Source organism: Ornithinibacillus sp. FSL M8-0202 (genome assembly GCF_037975285.1).
Lineage (GTDB): Bacteria > Bacillota > Bacilli > Bacillales > Amphibacillaceae > Ornithinibacillus > Ornithinibacillus massiliensis.
Window position 1 is genome coordinate 1,043,630 of sequence record NZ_CP150248.1, and the last position, 15,821, is coordinate 1,059,450.

Sequence of the window (15,821 nt, forward strand, 5' to 3'; positions counted from 1 at the left end):
TTTTGCGATTATGATAGTTTTTCTAATGCAACTAGGAAAGAAAATTATACTTTCCAAATTGCAAAATATAACGGGGAAGGCAAATGGTGCGCCACCAGTTTTTTAACTGGTTCTAGTGGGTTCGATTCCCACCCCGAATTTTTGTTGATCTTAATAAAAATTCGCGGGTGGGCTACCAACTAGGTTTCCTTTTCTTTGGTTACCCTCCTGCATAAATAAGGAGGGTTTTTTGATGCTAAAAAAGCGTGAATTACATGAGGTGCCAGTATTGTTTGAACTGATGTCACACCCAGATGTATTCCCATATGTAAGACATAAAGCAACAACTACTGATGAGTTTTACTTCATCACCAAGAAGACAATTGAAGCAGAAGAACGCGGTGAGTTAATCTCAAGGACGATCTTAGACGAATATCAGCAGGCAATTGGTACGATTAATCTGTTTGATATCGAACAGAATCACGGTTTTTTGGCAACATGGATTGGCCAGCCTTATTTCGGGAAAGGGTATAATCGACTTGCTAAGGAGCAGTTTTTCGATGAGTTATTCTTTGATTATGAAATCGAGACTATCTTCATGAAGGTACGAAAAACAAATCTCCGCTCTACAAAAGCCGTTTTAAAACTTCCTTATGTAGCCTTAGGAAACACCATTTACCCAGAAATATATCAAAAAGTAAATAAGAACGAAGAAATATACGATATCTTTGCCATTTCTAAAGAGCATTACCTATCCTATCAGCAATTTGCCAGCCTTGAAGCTAGTGCTGATGATGAAGTTGTATAAAATTGCATAAATATTACAGATATGGTTATTCTAAGAATAAAAGTGAGGGATGACCATGTCGGCGAGAGAAAAGCGTGAAGTAAGAGATAAGTTTCTAAACAAGACGCAGGAAGTATTGTATCAAAAGGAGTTTAAGCGTGCAGACCGCGCTAGGCAAAAAGGGGATCGAAGCTAAGCTTCGGTCCTTTTTTTCCCTTTCCTATAAGGAATACTCTATCTATTAGTTCTAACAAATTTTCTATAGGAAATAAGTATTAAAGCACAGACCAGTGCTAATCCGAGGAATGTGAAAAGAAAGTATAGAGGTGAACCCACTATCCCAAAAGCTACTTCATTTTGAAGTGTTTCTACAATATCCCAATTCCCAGCAATGGTAGGTTGATAATTCTTCGTTTGAAAGTACCCTACTAACATGGTTCCGGCGATATAAAATAGATGAATGACAAAAGAAAAAATACATGATTGAACGATAATCTTCAACCCCTACACCCCCTCGTAGTCTTGGTTCCATTTTATACTATGAAATTTATTACAGCAAATTGTTTTCTTAGATGCTTAAGCTGTTTATGTGTAGCCTTGCCTCACTATTCTAAACGTTACACACACCAAAGCCATTTTTGCGGATAAATAAAAAGAAAGCGCTGTTTCCCCTTGATTTATACACAGGATCATATTGATTATCACTCACAAATTAACTGTGAATAATGTGCATAAGTTTAATTTTTCCTAATTAATAGCGTATTTTCATGTGGATAATCCTGTGGCTAACTTTTTTTCCTAAACGTTACTTTTACTGTTTATTTTAAAATGCTATTTCGGACAAATTCAGCAATTAGTCTCTTCTATACTATCCCAGATTAATTAATCAAATGCTCTCCCTATTGTTCATTCCAATTTAAAAATCCAAGTACTTTTATCCATTACCTTCTCTTATATTATCCCCTCCACCATAAACTAATTGTAATGATTTTTTCTATTGACATACATGTTCTAACTGTTATACTATTAATATAACAGTTAGAACTAATGCTATTACAAAATACCTGGGATTTGAACTCTCCCAGTCTAAAGGAGCGTGTTCCAATGTGCTAATAAATCTAGATTTTGAATCGAATGAACCAATTTATCAGCAGTTAGTCCATCAAATCATTGAAGGGATTGCTCGTAAGGAAATTGCACCTGGTGAAGGACTTCCATCTGTTCGGTCACTTGCTTCTGACATAGGAATAAATTTGCATACTGTTAATAAAGCGTATCAACAATTAAAGCAGGATGGATTTATTCTAATCCACCGACAAAAAGGAGTTGTTGTGAATCCGGATGGTGTTCCTAAGGCCGATGCCAATTATAAGAAGCAGCTGGAGAAAAATTTGCGTCCCCTCATTGCTGAATCAATATGTCGGGATGTTAGTGAAGAGGAATTTTTAAGGCTTTGTTCTACGATTTTTGAAACTTATCAAGGGGGTTCTGCGTAAATGAATATGATATATCTATTCCTTATTTTACTTCCGGTTTTCATCTTAACAATGTTTATTCCATATTGGACACGAAAAACAGAAAGCTTTGGTGTATCAATTCCGGAAGATATTTATCATTCGGATAACATCAAGAAGCTGCGGAAACAATATGTCCAGTTTTCTGGAATAGCAAGTATTTTAGTAGTCGTACTTTTTTTAGTTCTAAGCTTTATTGATAACTTAGATGAAATTACTTTTGCTCTTTCCTTCTCTCTATTAATATTCCTATATCTAATTGGCACCTTTTTTATCTACTTACATTTTCATCGAGCCATGAAACGGTTGAAGCAGCTCGAAAACTGGGGCCAAGAAAAAGCGCAAGCAATATTCGTCTCAACTGATTTCAGAAGTCATAAATTAATCCATTCCAATGCTTGGTTTATTATTTCATTTCTCATAACGTTTGCGATGATTACTATAACCTTTATGTTCTATGACCGTATACCAGAGCAAATTCCAATTCAATATAACATGAGCGGTGAAGTTACGAACTGGGAGGATAAATCGACACGCATCCTTCTTGCTATGCCAATCATGAGTCTTTATTTAACACTGTTATTTATGTTTTTAAATACTATGATTGCTAAAGCAAAGCAACAGATTAGTGCCGAAAAACCAGAAGAATCCCTACAACAAAATATCATTTTCAGAAGAAGATGGTCAATGTACCTTATTGTTACTGGGATCGGATTAACGCTATTATTTGCTTTCATTCAGTTTTCCTTTATTTTCTCAGTTAACCCAGCAATTCTTACCATTTCACCGCTAGTTTTCACAGCTATACTCACCCTTTGGGCAATCATCTTGGCAATCACGACAGGACAGGGTGGTAGCAGAATAAAAGTGTCAACTGGTACTAATGGAGAAGTGATTAATCGGGATGATGATTCCAATTGGAAGCTAGGAATATTTTACTTTAACACGAATGACCCAGCGCTATTTTTAGAGAAGCGATTTGGAATTGGTTGGACTATTAATTGGGCACGACCACTTGCATGGAGCATTATGTTAGGGATAATTTTATTAGCAGTAGTCATTCCACTGTTGTTAGGGATGTAATTATTATTATGTTCAGGGGGAGTTGAGATTTTATGGGAGATATTAATTGGGCGATACTTGCACCGTTCTTCATTATTCAGCTAATTTTATTAATTGTTGCCATTGTAGACTTAGTAAAAGTAAGAGAAACAAATGGCCCGAAATGGTTATGGGTACTGATTATTGTTTTTGTTAGCATGGTCGGACCTATTATCTACTTCATTTTTGGAAGGAGACAACGTTAAATGAGTTTACTTACAGTAAATAATCTAACTAAAAAATATGGTTCCAAAACCGTCGTGGACCATATTAGCTTTGAGTTTGGTCACAACAAATGCATTGCCCTAATTGGTCCTAACGGTGCAGGTAAAACGACAACATTACGGGCACTATCTGGACTGTTAAAACCATCCGACGGAACTATTCAATTTGAGAATCAAGAAAAGAACCATGACATTCGCGATAAAATTGGATACTTGCCGCAATATCCTGCTTTTCACACTTGGATGACAGGTAAGGAATTTTTAGTTTACAGTGGGAAATTAGCAAAGCTCACTAAAGAAGAAGCGAAAAAAAGGGCAGATGAGCTATTAAAGATAGTCGGGATTTCGGACGAAGCTAAGAACGAGCGAATTGGTCGCTACTCTGGAGGGATGAAGCAGCGACTAGGTATCGCACAAGCTATTATTCACCGCCCGAAACTATTAATCTTAGATGAACCGGTCGCATCTCTTGATCCGCTTGGCAGAAGAGAAGTATTAGTTCTAATGGAAAAATTAAAAGAAGAAATGACCATTTTATTTTCTACTCATATCTTAAATGATGCTGAGGAAGTAAGTGATGAACTTATCTTACTTCATCAAGGACAAATCATTGAATCTGGTTCGATAGCAGAATTACGTAAAAAATATCAAACTACGATAATCGAGTTGCAGGTGGAAGGAGATTTAAGCCTTTACCAAGAAAAGCTAAACAATCTAGAAACTATAATGAGTACAAAACAAGAACGGAACACGCTTTTCATTACTGCCTCCGAGGTAAAAAGTGCACGTGATGAAATTCTAGCCACAGCTACTAAAGAGAATTGGCCAATCACAACATTTTCAATCAATCAAGCCTCACTAGAGGATATGTTTATGAGGGTGGTGAAATCGTAATGCAATGGATGACATTATTTCAAAAAGAGCTGCTAGAGAATTGGCGAAATAAGAAGTGGATTTGGGTTCCATTAGTGATGATTTTAATATCCATAATGGATCCATTAACGACATACTACTTGCCGCAAATTATTGATTCTGTCGGTGGGGTTCCTGAGGGTACTACATTTGAACTACCTGAATTTGCACCGCCAGAGGTCATGATGATGAGTCTTTCACAGTTAAGTTTTTTAGGAGTACTAGTAGTAGTCTTAATTGCAATGGGAACAATAGCTGGAGAACGGAAAAGTGGTATTTCCGAGCTTATCTTAGTTAAGCCTGTACATTATATGAACTATATTACAGCTAAATGGGCTTCCTATTTACTATTAGTATGGGTATCGCTGTTGTTAGCCTTATTAGTTAGCTGGTACTATATTAATCTTTTATTTGGGACAATATCCTTCAGCGATTTTCTTATCACATATATTTTCTATGGCTTATGGTTAACCCTTGTGGTTTCACTGACCATTTTTTATAACACAGTAATTAAATCTTCAGGTTTAGTTCTGTTCTTTACCATTTTAACGATTATGGTGATGAGTATCGTAACCCAGATCTTCCAGCATATTTTGGATTGGAGCCCGAATAACTTATCTACTTACATTATCGAGTCAATCAGTACTGGCGAATTACATTCCGAATTAATTTTAACCGGGGTGATCACACTAGCGATTTCAATCGTATTAATTCTTGTTTCAGGACAGCTATTTAAACGGAAAGAAATGGCTGGATAAATAGGAAGGGGACATCCTGTCGTTATCGTCAGGATGTCCCCTGTTGTTTATCTTCTCTTCTCTATTGTAATTCTTCTGACAAACACAAAGGAAAGTAAAAAGAACAATAAACCGATCCCGAACATTTGATAGAAAAATACTATATTTACTTGATTTACGAACTCGACAATAATATCATAAACCCAGCCTTTAGCAATTCCAAATAGTAGCAATATGACCAGAACCCCAGCAACGAGTCCTCCACCAGCAAGACCATATTTATAGAATAGTAGGCCCATGACGAACATAAAGGATAGCAGGAAAAACATGACACTAATGTCAATCAATAACCGATTTAGCCAATTGTCTTCTATTATCATTGCTGGATGTAGAAACATAAAAGATGTGATATTTGCATTCTTTGTAAGAAGTAGCACGACTTCTTGAATCGTATTTGCAACGAGAGATTGTACCGTGGCAATGATTAAGAAATAAATACCCATACTAATTAAGATGTTCTTACGAGTTGCTCCCATTTTAATGGAAAAAGGAATGCTCTCCTTTACCCTTGTAAATCCTATGACCAAGCAATAAAAGTAAATTGCAAACGGAAAGCCAAATGCTAACATGCCATCTTCTACACCTAATAGGTACACTCCAAAAGCAAGAGAGACTAATAGCATAAATAATAAAATCGACCAAAATATGAGAATGTTATGGCGGATGTCACTAATATAGAAATATAGTAAACCTTTAATCTGTTTATTCATGATTACGCTCCTTTTCTTTCCGTAAGATAGATCATTAATTCTTGAATCGGTACACCTTCAACTGATAATCCAGCTGCTATTGCATCCTCTGAATGCCCTACTACATATGCTGTCATCATACCTGCAAGCTTTTTCGTCATGATCACTTCTTTATCTTGAATGAAATTCTCTACTAATTCTTCCGTCCCAGAAACTGCACATGCACTATTTCGTAGCACGTCTGCATCTTCCTGTAATGCAAGTTTTCCATCTTGAATAATGAGGACTTCTTCAAACATTAGACTAACCTCATCGATTAAATGGGTGGAAAAAATAATCGTTCTTGGCTCTTTTTCATATTCTTCTAGAAGGATTTCGTAGAACTTCTTTCGTGCCGCTGCATCCAGTCCAATATACGGTTCATCAAACACCGTTACCTGTGCTTTACTAGCTAAACCAACAATAATCCCAAGAGCAGACTCCATTCCTTTTGATAAGGCTTTTACCTTAGCTTTTAAATCCAAGTTATATTCTTTCACCAACTCTAATGCTAATGATTGATCCCAATTAGGGTAAAAGTATGAACTAATCTTTAGGACATGCTTTATAGTCAAATCCCTTTTAAAATTGTGACCTTCTTTAATTAAGCAAATGGATTCTGTTAGTTTCTGATTATCAAACGGTTTTTCACCATCAATCAGAATCTCTCCACTTGTTGATAAAATTTGACCAGCTAATATTTCCATAAAGGTAGTTTTCCCAGCACCATTCCGACCAAGTAAGCCATATATCTTCGGCTCATCAAGCATAAAAGATATAGAATCTAATGCTCGTTTATTCCCGTATTGCTTCGTTAAATTCTTAACCTCAATTTTCATAATCGTGTTCCCCCTCCATCATTCTCATTAAATCCTTTTCACTTATTCGTAGCTTTTTTGCCTCTTCCCTTAATGGGAGAATAAAGTTCTCATAAAATGTCTGCTTTCGTTTTTCAATCAAAATCTCCTTGGCATTGTCTGTCACAAACATCCCTACACCCCTTCGTTTGAATAAAATCCCTTCCGCTACGAGTTCATTAATCCCCTTTGCCGCAGTAGCTGGATTTATCTTATAAAATGCTGCAAACTCATTCGTAGATGGCACCCGTTCCCCTGCCTTAATCGAGTCATTTATGATGGAATCTTCTAGTTGTTCTTTTATTTGAAGGAATATGGGTCTATTATCATCCAAATGATTCTTCATGTTTAAGCTCCTTCGTTAAATGGTTCATTACTTATGTAACTAACCATATAGCATCAAAGGTTTATTGTCAACATTATTTTGAAAAAATTAAACTAAATTAATAAAAGAGCCCATAAAAAAAGAGACAGCCTCACACCTTTTTCAGTGGGACTGTCTCTTTTTAGCTATGCTCTAATATGCCTTGTATGGGTGCTTTTTGCGGAAATATTATATAGTCTTCTCCTTCTGTATGGATGACCAAATCTCCATAAACCGCAGTAGAGTATATATTCGTTTCCATTTCTACTAGTTTCTTAATCACTCGGTTAACAGGATGACCATAGTCATTATATTTACTATAGGTTATCACCGCAGTATCGGGTTCTACTAACTCTAGAAATTTTTCAGAGCTACTTGTTTTTGAACCATGGTGCGCAATTTTAATTATTTCAGCACGTACATCATACTTAGCAGCTATTTTTTTCTCTTGGGCATCTTCTATATCTCCCAGCAATAAAAAGTCGATGTCATTATAGCTGAGCTTTAAAGCAATCGAGGATTGATTATTATTTTTATGCTTGCCGTGCGCATTAAGGATTCGAATATCCAAGAGTGTATCAATTGGCAATTCCTTGCCTGCTTTCGCAACCTTTAACGGAATTTCCTGCTTACGAACTTCATTTATATAATTCGCATATGCCCGGGTAATATGAAGCTTTCCAGAATCTAATATTTCTTTTACCTTAAATTCCTTCATTACTGCTGGAAGCCCACCAATATGATCACGATCTGGATGGGTAGCTATCATTAAATCAATTTTATCAATCCCTAGTCCTTTCAAATAACGGACTACTTTTTTGCCTGCCATTGGTGGACCACCATCAATTAATATATGCTTTTTATTTGGGGTCTTTATATAGATACTATCTCCTTGTCCAACATTTATAAAATGCACTTCCATTTTCGGTGCCTGATGACTTTGAACTGGTACACTGTCTATCGCAAAAATAAGAAAAAATATTAAGAAGTAGGAGAGAATTCTAGTTGGTCGCAGCATGAATGATACATCCTTTGTAAAAGAGTTCATTACTATCCTTTCACGTTTCTAAGCGAAATATTTATGTATCCTTTGTCGCCTATGCTATAAATTCTCATTGACTGTGCTTCGATGAATTGGAGTGCAATAACTATCCCCTTTATTCTTTTATTATAATTTCTTCAAAATAATTATAATTACTAATGAATTCAAATGTTCTTTTATCCTCATTAAATTCAAGTACCAATATCTCACCATAGTTTTCTGTATAATATTCCGTATTAACAATTGCTATTTTGTTATCACCTAATTGCACGACAGACTCCCCAGTATTTACGTCTACTTGGCTTGGAAAACTTGGAGTATAGCTCGTCTCTGAATTATTTTTCAGAACAAGCAGTATTAAACATATTAAGATACCAATCAAAATTTTATTCGTCTTCTCCATATCCCTCACTCCTTTTAATCAGCCATTTTTAATGTCTTCTTGTAAACATACAAAATGAGCTTATCAGTGACTTTATTTTCACCTATTTTCACGAATCCTAACTTTTCATAAAAGTAATGATTTCGTATATTAAGATGTGGGGTATCTAAAGACCATTCTAGTGCATTGGGATATTCCGCTTCGATTAGCTGCATGATTTCGCTTCCTAGTCCCTTATTTTGATGTTGATTAGCAATGAATATTCTATTGAGTCGATATTTTCCCTTACCTAAATCCCGGATATCGATACCACCGATAATTTCTCCATTTAGCCAAATCGTATAGTGATGAAAATGTGTGATCTTACTTAACAGCCTGTCTATTTTTTCATTTACTGGAGAAGTCTCATAGTCTTGATATTTTTCTAAATCCTCTCTAAAAGCCTCCTTCTGTATTTCTAAGAGTCGCTTTGCTTCTGTTATTTTTGTTTTCTTAATGATTAAGTCCATCATTTACCCCCTTTCTACCTTGCGATATCAGGATTCGGTGAACAAATAGCTTATTCTACTCATACGTTTCACTCCAAAATCCATACTTGCTTTAATCATACCAATAAGGAGAAATAATTCAATTCTAAATCAGCAAAATATTAATATTATTAGTAAAAAATATTTTAAATGGAGGATTTCGAAAATTCTTCACGAATACTAGTATATCGGATAAAAGGGGGAATTGATGATGAGTAACACACTACATTCTTTAGAGGGATATACAGATTAACAACTAAAGGTGGAGATGACTATAAATATTGCAATTGTTGATGTTACGGTGTCTAAACCGGACCATGATTTTAATGAACGTGAACAAAAGATAATGGAAGTATTACTGCTCAACTTAGCAGCACATGCTAATAGTTATGTAACAAAGGAAAATATGGCCTTTACTCCAATTGAAAAGAAGAAAGATACCCTGTTCTCTTTTCAATTTGCTTGGCAAAAATCTATTCTTAAAGAACAATATGATGAATTTGTATCTTCTATTCAAAGCAGATACGAAACAGCATTTAATATGTGTGACATCGAAAATGTTGAAATACAGTTTCTTGAGAATGCATATTTGAAAAAATAAAATATGTCCTAATACAGACAAAAATTCATCCGATAATCGAGTAGGAGGAGGCGATTAACCTCCGACCTCTCACACCACCGTACGTACGGTTCCGTATACGGCGGTTCCATCTAAGTCCAACGTAACGTTTGATATCTACTAAATAGACTCTTTAGCCCTTGGCCTGACCAATATTGGTCGTCAAGGGCTTTATGCAAGATTGGGCTTTTAGCTATTCGCCAGTATCCCTTTCTTGTGTTAGCCCATTCCCACGCTTTTCCTTTCTTAATTCCGTATCGAATTAAGTTATGGTACCTTGTTTGGACTTTCTTCCATTCCTTCCAACGAATCATTCGTAACCTTCTTCTTATCCAGGCATCTAGTTTCTTGAATAAAGAAGGCGTTTCTGCCAGTTGGTAGTAGCCTAACCAACCTATTAGGAATCGATTTAGTTTCTCCATCCTTCTATCCATCGCCACCGATTTCCTTCTAGAAGTCAGTTCACGAACTCGCTGTTTAAAGCGTTTTACACTTTCTTTTGAAACCCGGATTTTCGGGGTTTCCTTCTGGATGGTAAAAGAAAATCCAAGGAATTTGCGTCTCCATGGGCGGTCTACCGCACTTTTGTCTCCATTTACTTTGAGTTTCAGTTTCTCTTCTATGAATTTAGTGATAGTATTCATGATTCGTAAACCCGCACGTTTGGAGCGAACATAGATATTACAGTCGTCTGCATAACGGACGAAGTGAAGTCCTCTTTTCTCCAGTTCTTTATCCAGTTCATCGAGGACAATATTGGAAAGTAGTGGACTTAGGGGGCCTCCTTGGGGAGTACCTTCTGTATTAGGACAAGCTAACCCATCTTCCATAATTCCTGCCTGTAAATATCTTCTGATTAATTGAGGCTGGGACATAACCAGCCAAAAAAAGTGAAAAATGGTTCCAATCACTAAAAATAGATGATTGGAACCATTTTTCTTTGGATTATTTCTGTATTCATGTGTTTGAACTATGTTCATAGCGGTATATTTTCTTAGGTTTACCGCCATGAACGCAAATCCTAATTCATTTTTCACTTTCTCTTTTCCCCTTACGGAAAAACGGGTGAAACCCAAATTAGCCTTCAGAAAACCGAACACTGGTTCCACATCGATTTTACGTTTCCCATAAATCTCACCAGTCTTCTCGTCTGAAAGCTTTGTACGTACATATTCTTTTTGTGATTCCCACTTTTCATTGATGTAGATCTTTCGATTGTTCCCTTCTTTCGCTTTGGTGCACAGATGACGGAGTGGGCAACCTAAACAGTCTTCGCATTCATACACTTTAACTTCTCTTGTAAACCCATATCTGTCTTTTCGTTTGGAATAATAACGAAACGATACGTTGCGGCCATTCGGACATTGATAGAAGTCCTCTTCCTCGTTGTACTCCCAATTGTCCACATGAAAGGCGTTGTTTTTGTGCTTCTTTTTCTTCTCTTTTCGATATTGATTGTATGTAATGAGTGGAGTTCGATTTCGTTTTTGGATGATATCTTCATAATTCTGTTCACTGCCATATCCTGCATCCGCCACAATGTAATCTGGCAGTTTAAAAAAGGATTCTTCTATTGTATTAAGAAATGGAATCAAGGTTCGTGTATCGGTTGGATTTGGAAAGACATCGTAAGCGAGTGCATACTGACCCTCTGTAGCTAATTGTACATTGTAACCAGCTTTCCGTTGCCCGTTCTTCATATAATCATCTTTCATTCGCATAAATGTCGCATCTGGATCGGTTTTCGAATAACTATTCCGTTCCCCAAATAGCTCCATGTCGCTTTGGTATTTTTGTTTACGTGTGATAAAATCTATTAACTGCTTACGGGCCTGTTTGGGTAGTTTGCGCTCTGAACGGATTTTTTTACGTTCACTCCCAACCTCACAAGTTTCGATTTTTTCATCGTATTCTCCTATCTTTTCGTCTAACTTTTCCACTATCTCTTTCATTTCCTCAACGGAGAGCTCTTCCTCATTCTCGAGTTCCATAGCTGGGATAATTTCCTTTTCCAATAATTCATTATAAAGTTGATTGGACTTTTCTATTAACTTGTTACTATATTTTTCAACGGATTTGCGCCAGACAAAGGTAAACTTATTTGCGTTTGCCTCAATCTTCGTTCCATCAATAAAAATTGCTTCTTCCTCAATCAATTCTTTTTCTACGAGCTGGTTCCGAAATTGCACAAAGCATTCGCGCAAGAGATTTTCAATGAGTGGATTGGAACGAAAACGATTGATGGTGCGATAGCTTGGTTCATCACCTTGAGCCAACCACATCATACGAATACTGTCTCCTAGTAATGCTTCTATTTTACGACCAGAAAATGCAGATTGGGTATAGCCACACAAAATAATCTTCAACATCATACGAGGATGATAGGCAGGACGCCCTGTTTGACGTAGGAATTCATCGAAAGCTTCATCAGGTATGGATTCGACAAGATCATGGATCGCAAACGCAATATCATTTTCTTTTAATTTGATTTCCAAATCTAGCGGCAAAACTACTTGATTCATGTTATAATATTTAAACATAAGGATACCTCCGATAAAGTTATGGTGTGGTTACTTTAATTTTATCAAATGGTGTCCTTTTTGTGTGCAAAAAAAACAGGTACTATCCATTTTTTGGGATAGTACCTGTTTTTTAATACTGGGGTTTTGTCCCAGCCTCATTCTTTTACTTAATGTTCGCATCAGTCTGTCATGATTTACTTTATCGAAGAATTTCTCTAAATCCATATCGATTACCCAACGGTAACCCTGCTTGATATAATTTCTAGCTTGTCTCACCGCATCATGTCCGCGCTTGTTTGGACGGAATCCATAACTGTATCGCGAAAATGTAGGGTCGTAAACTTCCGTTAGGACTTGTGCGATTGCTTGTTGGAGGAATCGGTCTGTCACGGTAGGGATACCTAACTTTCTCTTCCCACCGTTTGGTTTCGGGATTTCGACACGACGAACAGGTTGAGGGTAGTAGGTTCCCTTTTCGAGTTGTTCCCGAATGGTAGTCCACTGTTTCATGATATGTGCTCGTAGGTTTTGTACAGGCATATCATCCACACCATGACTTCCTTTGTTTCTTTCTACACGTTTTAGTGCTTGTATTAAGTTTTCCCGTGATAGTATTCTTTCCAACATGATATCGAACTCCTACGCGAATTGTCCGTCCTTCTTATGTGGCAACTACTTTCAGCCCTTCTAATGTCCCCCACGAGATTCATCGTTTCCTCCATTAGGAAGGTTCTTATGTTTCTGCGTCATCAAGTGTTGCGTATGCAAAGTGGCAATTCTCCTTAGATGATTCAGCCCTTCCCGAATACCCTAGGAGCATTCGGTACTATGGCTTCGGCTGACTTCTGATAGTTCAGCGAACATTCTCATGTTCGGTTACGGCAGGTGTACCGCATTTCTATCAGACCTCCCAGGGTAAGCACACATTCTTCCTCTCCATGTCCTCGCTCCATTTACTCTATGCTCCCTTTGGCAGTAAGGACTTCAACTTGTATAGCAGTCTCATCCAAGAACATCTAGCCTTATATGAAGTTTGTGTTCCTCGAGGCGGAGATTTGCCGCTGACTTCCTTCAGATTCTAGGTCACCCTAGACACCCTTGTCTTAAGCTAATCACTACTACTGCCTTCGTGATTCAGGACTTCAACCCTAGAGAATGTGTGCATGCCTGGCACACTATAAATAATAAGACGCATTGGAATTGTCCAATGCGTCTTATCTGTTTACGCTTTATTCACTACTACCTCACCATTTTTCATAGAAACATGAACTCTATGCACGTTTTCCTCTTCCAAAAGTAAGTCTGTTAATGGATCTTCAATTTTATCCTGGATAACACGGCGTAATGGGCGTGCACCAAATTTAGGATCATAACCGATCTTAACTAGGGCTTTTTTCGCTTCATTCGTGATGGTAATTTCCATGTTATTTTCTTTAATTGCTTCCGTTAACTCAGCTAGCATTAAATCGATAATGCTCATTAGATTTTCTTCTGTTAACTCATTGAAGTTAATGATGGCATCAAATCGGTTTAAGAACTCTGGCTTAAAGTATGAGCTTAAGTTTTCCAATGTGGATACTGATTCGTGCTTATCTTTATTGAAACCAACTGTAATGGATTTCATACCTGTTCCAGCATTACTTGTCATAATAATAACAGTATCTTTAAAGCTTACTTTCCTACCTTGTGAGTCTGTTAGATGACCATCCTCCATAATTTGTAGGAACATGTTTTGCACATCTGGGTGTGCTTTTTCAATTTCATCCAATAAGATGATGGAATATGGGCTACGACGAACTTGTTCTGTTAATTGTCCTGCTTCATCATGACCTACATATCCTGGAGGTGCACCGATAATTTTAGAAACAGAGTGTTTCTCCATATACTCACTCATATCTAAACGAATCATTGCATCTCTTGTACCAAATAATTCTTCTGCTAGTGCTTTTGTAAGTTCTGTTTTACCGACACCGGTTGGACCTACAAATAAGAATGATCCAATTGGACGGTATTTAGATTTAAGTCCGGCACGACTTCTGCGAATTGCTTTTGCCACATTATCCACTGCTTCATCTTGACCAATTACTTTCTTACGAAGGTTATCACCGATATTTTTCATTTTCGCTTGCTCATCTGCTTGTAGTTTTGTTACAGGAATACCTGTTTTCTCTTCTACAATTAGTTGGATATCGGAAATATCTACATCGATGACTTGCTCTTTACCTTTAGCCTTTTCAAGCTGCTTTTGTAACTGGATTTCTTGGTAGCGTAAGTTTGCTGCACGTTCATAATCTTCTTGTTCAGCTGCAGCTTCCTTCTCCTTCACGATTTCGTCGATTCGTCGTTGAATAGAGCTAGAATCTTTTTGTGAATTAGCTAGGTTTAAACGGGAACCAACTTCATCCATTAAGTCAATCGCTTTGTCTGGTAAGAAACGGTCTTGAATATAACGTGCAGACAATGTGACAAATGCATGAATAGCTTCTTCTGAGTAACGAACTTCATGGAATCTTTCATAACGATCTTTAATCCCATTTAGAATTTGAATTGATTCTTCAACTGATGGCTCCTTCACGATAATAGGTTGGAAGCGACGTTCCAGAGCAGCATCCTTCTCAATTTTTCGATATTCTTTCAACGTAGTTGCCCCGATGATTTGTAGTTCCCCACGAGCTAAAGCTGGTTTAAGGATATTACCTGCATCCATTTGAGAGCCTTCTGCAGTTCCAGCACCCACTACTTGATGAATTTCATCGATGAACAGAATCGTTTCTTTTCGTTCTTGTAATTCCTTAATTAACTGTTTCATGCGTTCCTCAAACTGACCACGGACGCCTGTGTTTGCGACTAGAGACGCAACATCTAAAATATAGACTTCTTTATGAATTAATTTCGCAGGCACTTGACCTTCTACTATTTTTAAAGCTAGTCCCTCTGCGATAGCTGTTTTCCCAACACCTGGTTCACCAATAAGAACCGGGTTATTTTTATTTCTTCTATTTAATGTTTCAATAACACGTTTAACTTCCTGATCACGACCAATTACTGGGTCAATTTCACCAGCGCGAGCAGCGTCGGTTAAGTTTCTCCCTAGTTGATCAAGCAAACCATTTCGCTTTGTTCTTTTTTGCTTTGTTTTTGTTGATGTATTAGAATATGCTGAACCATTATTTTGGAAAAAGTTATCTGCAAATGCATCATTTTCTCCATCAAAAGGATTAGAGAAAAATCCATTTGCATTCATCATATTTTCTTGGATTTCACGGAAACATGAATTGCAAAGGTGCATCTGCATCTTTTCATGATTCATTTGCATTGCCATATTAATGTTCGCTTCATTTACACCACATTTTTGACATTTCATTTTCCATTCCTCCCGATAATTAAATATCAATAAGATCAAATTTGACTTTGACTATCTTTGACCTTGTGATTTTATTATACTCTGACCTTTTTTGACTTTCAA

General features: G+C 36.9%; 17 protein-coding genes and 2 pseudogenes. 8 read left to right on the forward strand and 11 right to left on the reverse strand.

The features are described 5' to 3' along the window. Positions 1–232 precede the first annotated feature (232 nt). On the forward strand, positions 233–787 hold the full coding sequence (locus MKY78_RS05370; protein ID WP_339216789.1) for a GNAT family N-acetyltransferase: 555 nt from the start codon (positions 233–235) through the stop codon (positions 785–787). A gap of 55 nt (positions 788–842) precedes the next feature. Further along, positions 843–962 (forward strand): YfhE family protein, encoded by a 120-nt coding sequence (locus MKY78_RS05375; protein WP_339216791.1) that lies wholly within the window; start codon positions 843–845, stop codon positions 960–962. A gap of 38 nt (positions 963–1,000) precedes the next feature. Here the strand turns inward: MKY78_RS05375 and MKY78_RS05380 are convergent, their stop codons facing one another. After that, a complete protein-coding gene (locus tag MKY78_RS05380) occupies positions 1,001–1,267 on the reverse strand; it encodes a hypothetical protein (protein WP_339216792.1) in 267 nt (88 codons plus the stop codon). A 605-nt stretch (positions 1,268–1,872) separates the two neighbouring features. Between MKY78_RS05380 and MKY78_RS05385 the strand changes: the two genes are divergently transcribed. The 5 genes from MKY78_RS05385 to MKY78_RS05405 are packed head-to-tail and all read left to right on the forward strand — an operon-like array spanning position 1,873 to position 5,275. After that, positions 1,873–2,262, forward strand: a complete 390-nt coding sequence (locus MKY78_RS05385; protein ID WP_186868857.1) for a GntR family transcriptional regulator — start codon at positions 1,873–1,875, stop codon at positions 2,260–2,262. Beyond that, on the forward strand, positions 2,263–3,363 hold the full coding sequence (locus MKY78_RS05390; protein WP_339216793.1) for a DUF5808 domain-containing protein: 1,101 nt from the start codon (positions 2,263–2,265) through the stop codon (positions 3,361–3,363). Positions 3,364–3,395: 32 nt separating this feature from the next. Then, the gene (locus tag MKY78_RS05395) at positions 3,396–3,587 is read left to right on the forward strand and encodes a PLD nuclease N-terminal domain-containing protein (protein ID WP_186868859.1); all 192 of its coding nucleotides are present in this window, start codon (positions 3,396–3,398) and stop codon (positions 3,585–3,587) included. Next, positions 3,588–4,499: an ABC transporter ATP-binding protein gene (locus tag MKY78_RS05400; RefSeq protein ID WP_339216795.1), complete on the forward strand. Its 912-nt coding sequence runs from the start codon at positions 3,588–3,590 to the stop codon at positions 4,497–4,499. An 8-nt stretch (positions 4,500–4,507) separates the two neighbouring features. After that, positions 4,508–5,275, forward strand: a complete 768-nt coding sequence (locus MKY78_RS05405; protein WP_339216797.1) for an ABC transporter permease subunit — start codon at positions 4,508–4,510, stop codon at positions 5,273–5,275. Between the two features lie 47 nt (positions 5,276–5,322). Here the strand turns inward: MKY78_RS05405 and MKY78_RS05410 are convergent, their stop codons facing one another. From MKY78_RS05410 to MKY78_RS05435, 6 genes are all read right to left on the reverse strand, one after another. Further along, the gene (locus tag MKY78_RS05410; protein WP_339216799.1) at positions 5,323–6,024 is read right to left on the reverse strand and encodes a hypothetical protein; all 702 of its coding nucleotides are present in this window, start codon (positions 6,022–6,024) and stop codon (positions 5,323–5,325) included. Between the two features lie 2 nt (positions 6,025–6,026). Continuing rightward, a complete protein-coding gene (locus tag MKY78_RS05415; protein ID WP_339216800.1) occupies positions 6,027–6,881 on the reverse strand; it encodes an ABC transporter ATP-binding protein in 855 nt (284 codons plus the stop codon). After that, positions 6,871–7,245: a GntR family transcriptional regulator gene (locus MKY78_RS05420; RefSeq protein ID WP_211742057.1), complete on the reverse strand. Its 375-nt coding sequence runs from the start codon at positions 7,243–7,245 to the stop codon at positions 6,871–6,873. Before MKY78_RS05420 ends, MKY78_RS05415 begins: the two co-directional genes overlap by 11 nt. A 160-nt stretch (positions 7,246–7,405) precedes the next feature. Further along, positions 7,406–8,311 carry a ComEC/Rec2 family competence protein gene (locus MKY78_RS05425; protein WP_339216802.1) on the reverse strand — a complete coding sequence of 302 codons (906 nt, stop codon included), beginning with the start codon at positions 8,309–8,311 and terminating at the stop codon, positions 7,406–7,408. Between the two features lie 109 nt (positions 8,312–8,420). After that, positions 8,421–8,708 carry a hypothetical protein gene (locus tag MKY78_RS05430; protein ID WP_339216803.1) on the reverse strand — a complete coding sequence of 96 codons (288 nt, stop codon included), beginning with the start codon at positions 8,706–8,708 and terminating at the stop codon, positions 8,421–8,423. Positions 8,709–8,722: 14 nt separating this feature from the next. Then, complete coding sequence (locus MKY78_RS05435) at positions 8,723–9,196, reverse strand: GNAT family N-acetyltransferase (protein ID WP_339216804.1); 474 nt, start codon at positions 9,194–9,196, stop codon at positions 8,723–8,725. A 286-nt stretch (positions 9,197–9,482) separates the two neighbouring features. Between MKY78_RS05435 and MKY78_RS05440 the strand changes: the two genes are divergently transcribed. Further along, positions 9,483–9,815: a hypothetical protein gene (locus tag MKY78_RS05440; protein ID WP_339216805.1), complete on the forward strand. Its 333-nt coding sequence runs from the start codon at positions 9,483–9,485 to the stop codon at positions 9,813–9,815. Between the two features lie 110 nt (positions 9,816–9,925). On the opposite strand, the gene MKY78_RS05445 is transcribed toward MKY78_RS05440, so the two are convergent. From MKY78_RS05445 to MKY78_RS05460, 4 genes and pseudogenes are all read right to left on the reverse strand, one after another. Beyond that, positions 9,926–10,813 (reverse strand): group II intron maturase-specific domain-containing protein, encoded by an 888-nt coding sequence (locus tag MKY78_RS05445; protein WP_339217837.1) that lies wholly within the window; start codon positions 10,811–10,813, stop codon positions 9,926–9,928. Beyond that, positions 10,808–12,373: pseudogene (locus MKY78_RS05450) on the reverse strand (IS1182 family transposase); the annotation flags it as partial. The gene MKY78_RS05445 and the pseudogene MKY78_RS05450, both read right to left, overlap by 6 nt. A 111-nt stretch (positions 12,374–12,484) precedes the next feature. Continuing rightward, positions 12,485–12,985 (reverse strand): annotated as a pseudogene (locus tag MKY78_RS05455) (reverse transcriptase domain-containing protein); the annotation flags it as partial. A gap of 592 nt (positions 12,986–13,577) precedes the next feature. Beyond that, complete coding sequence (locus MKY78_RS05460) at positions 13,578–15,719, reverse strand: AAA family ATPase (RefSeq protein WP_339216807.1); 2,142 nt, start codon at positions 15,717–15,719, stop codon at positions 13,578–13,580. Positions 15,720–15,821 lie beyond the last annotated feature (102 nt).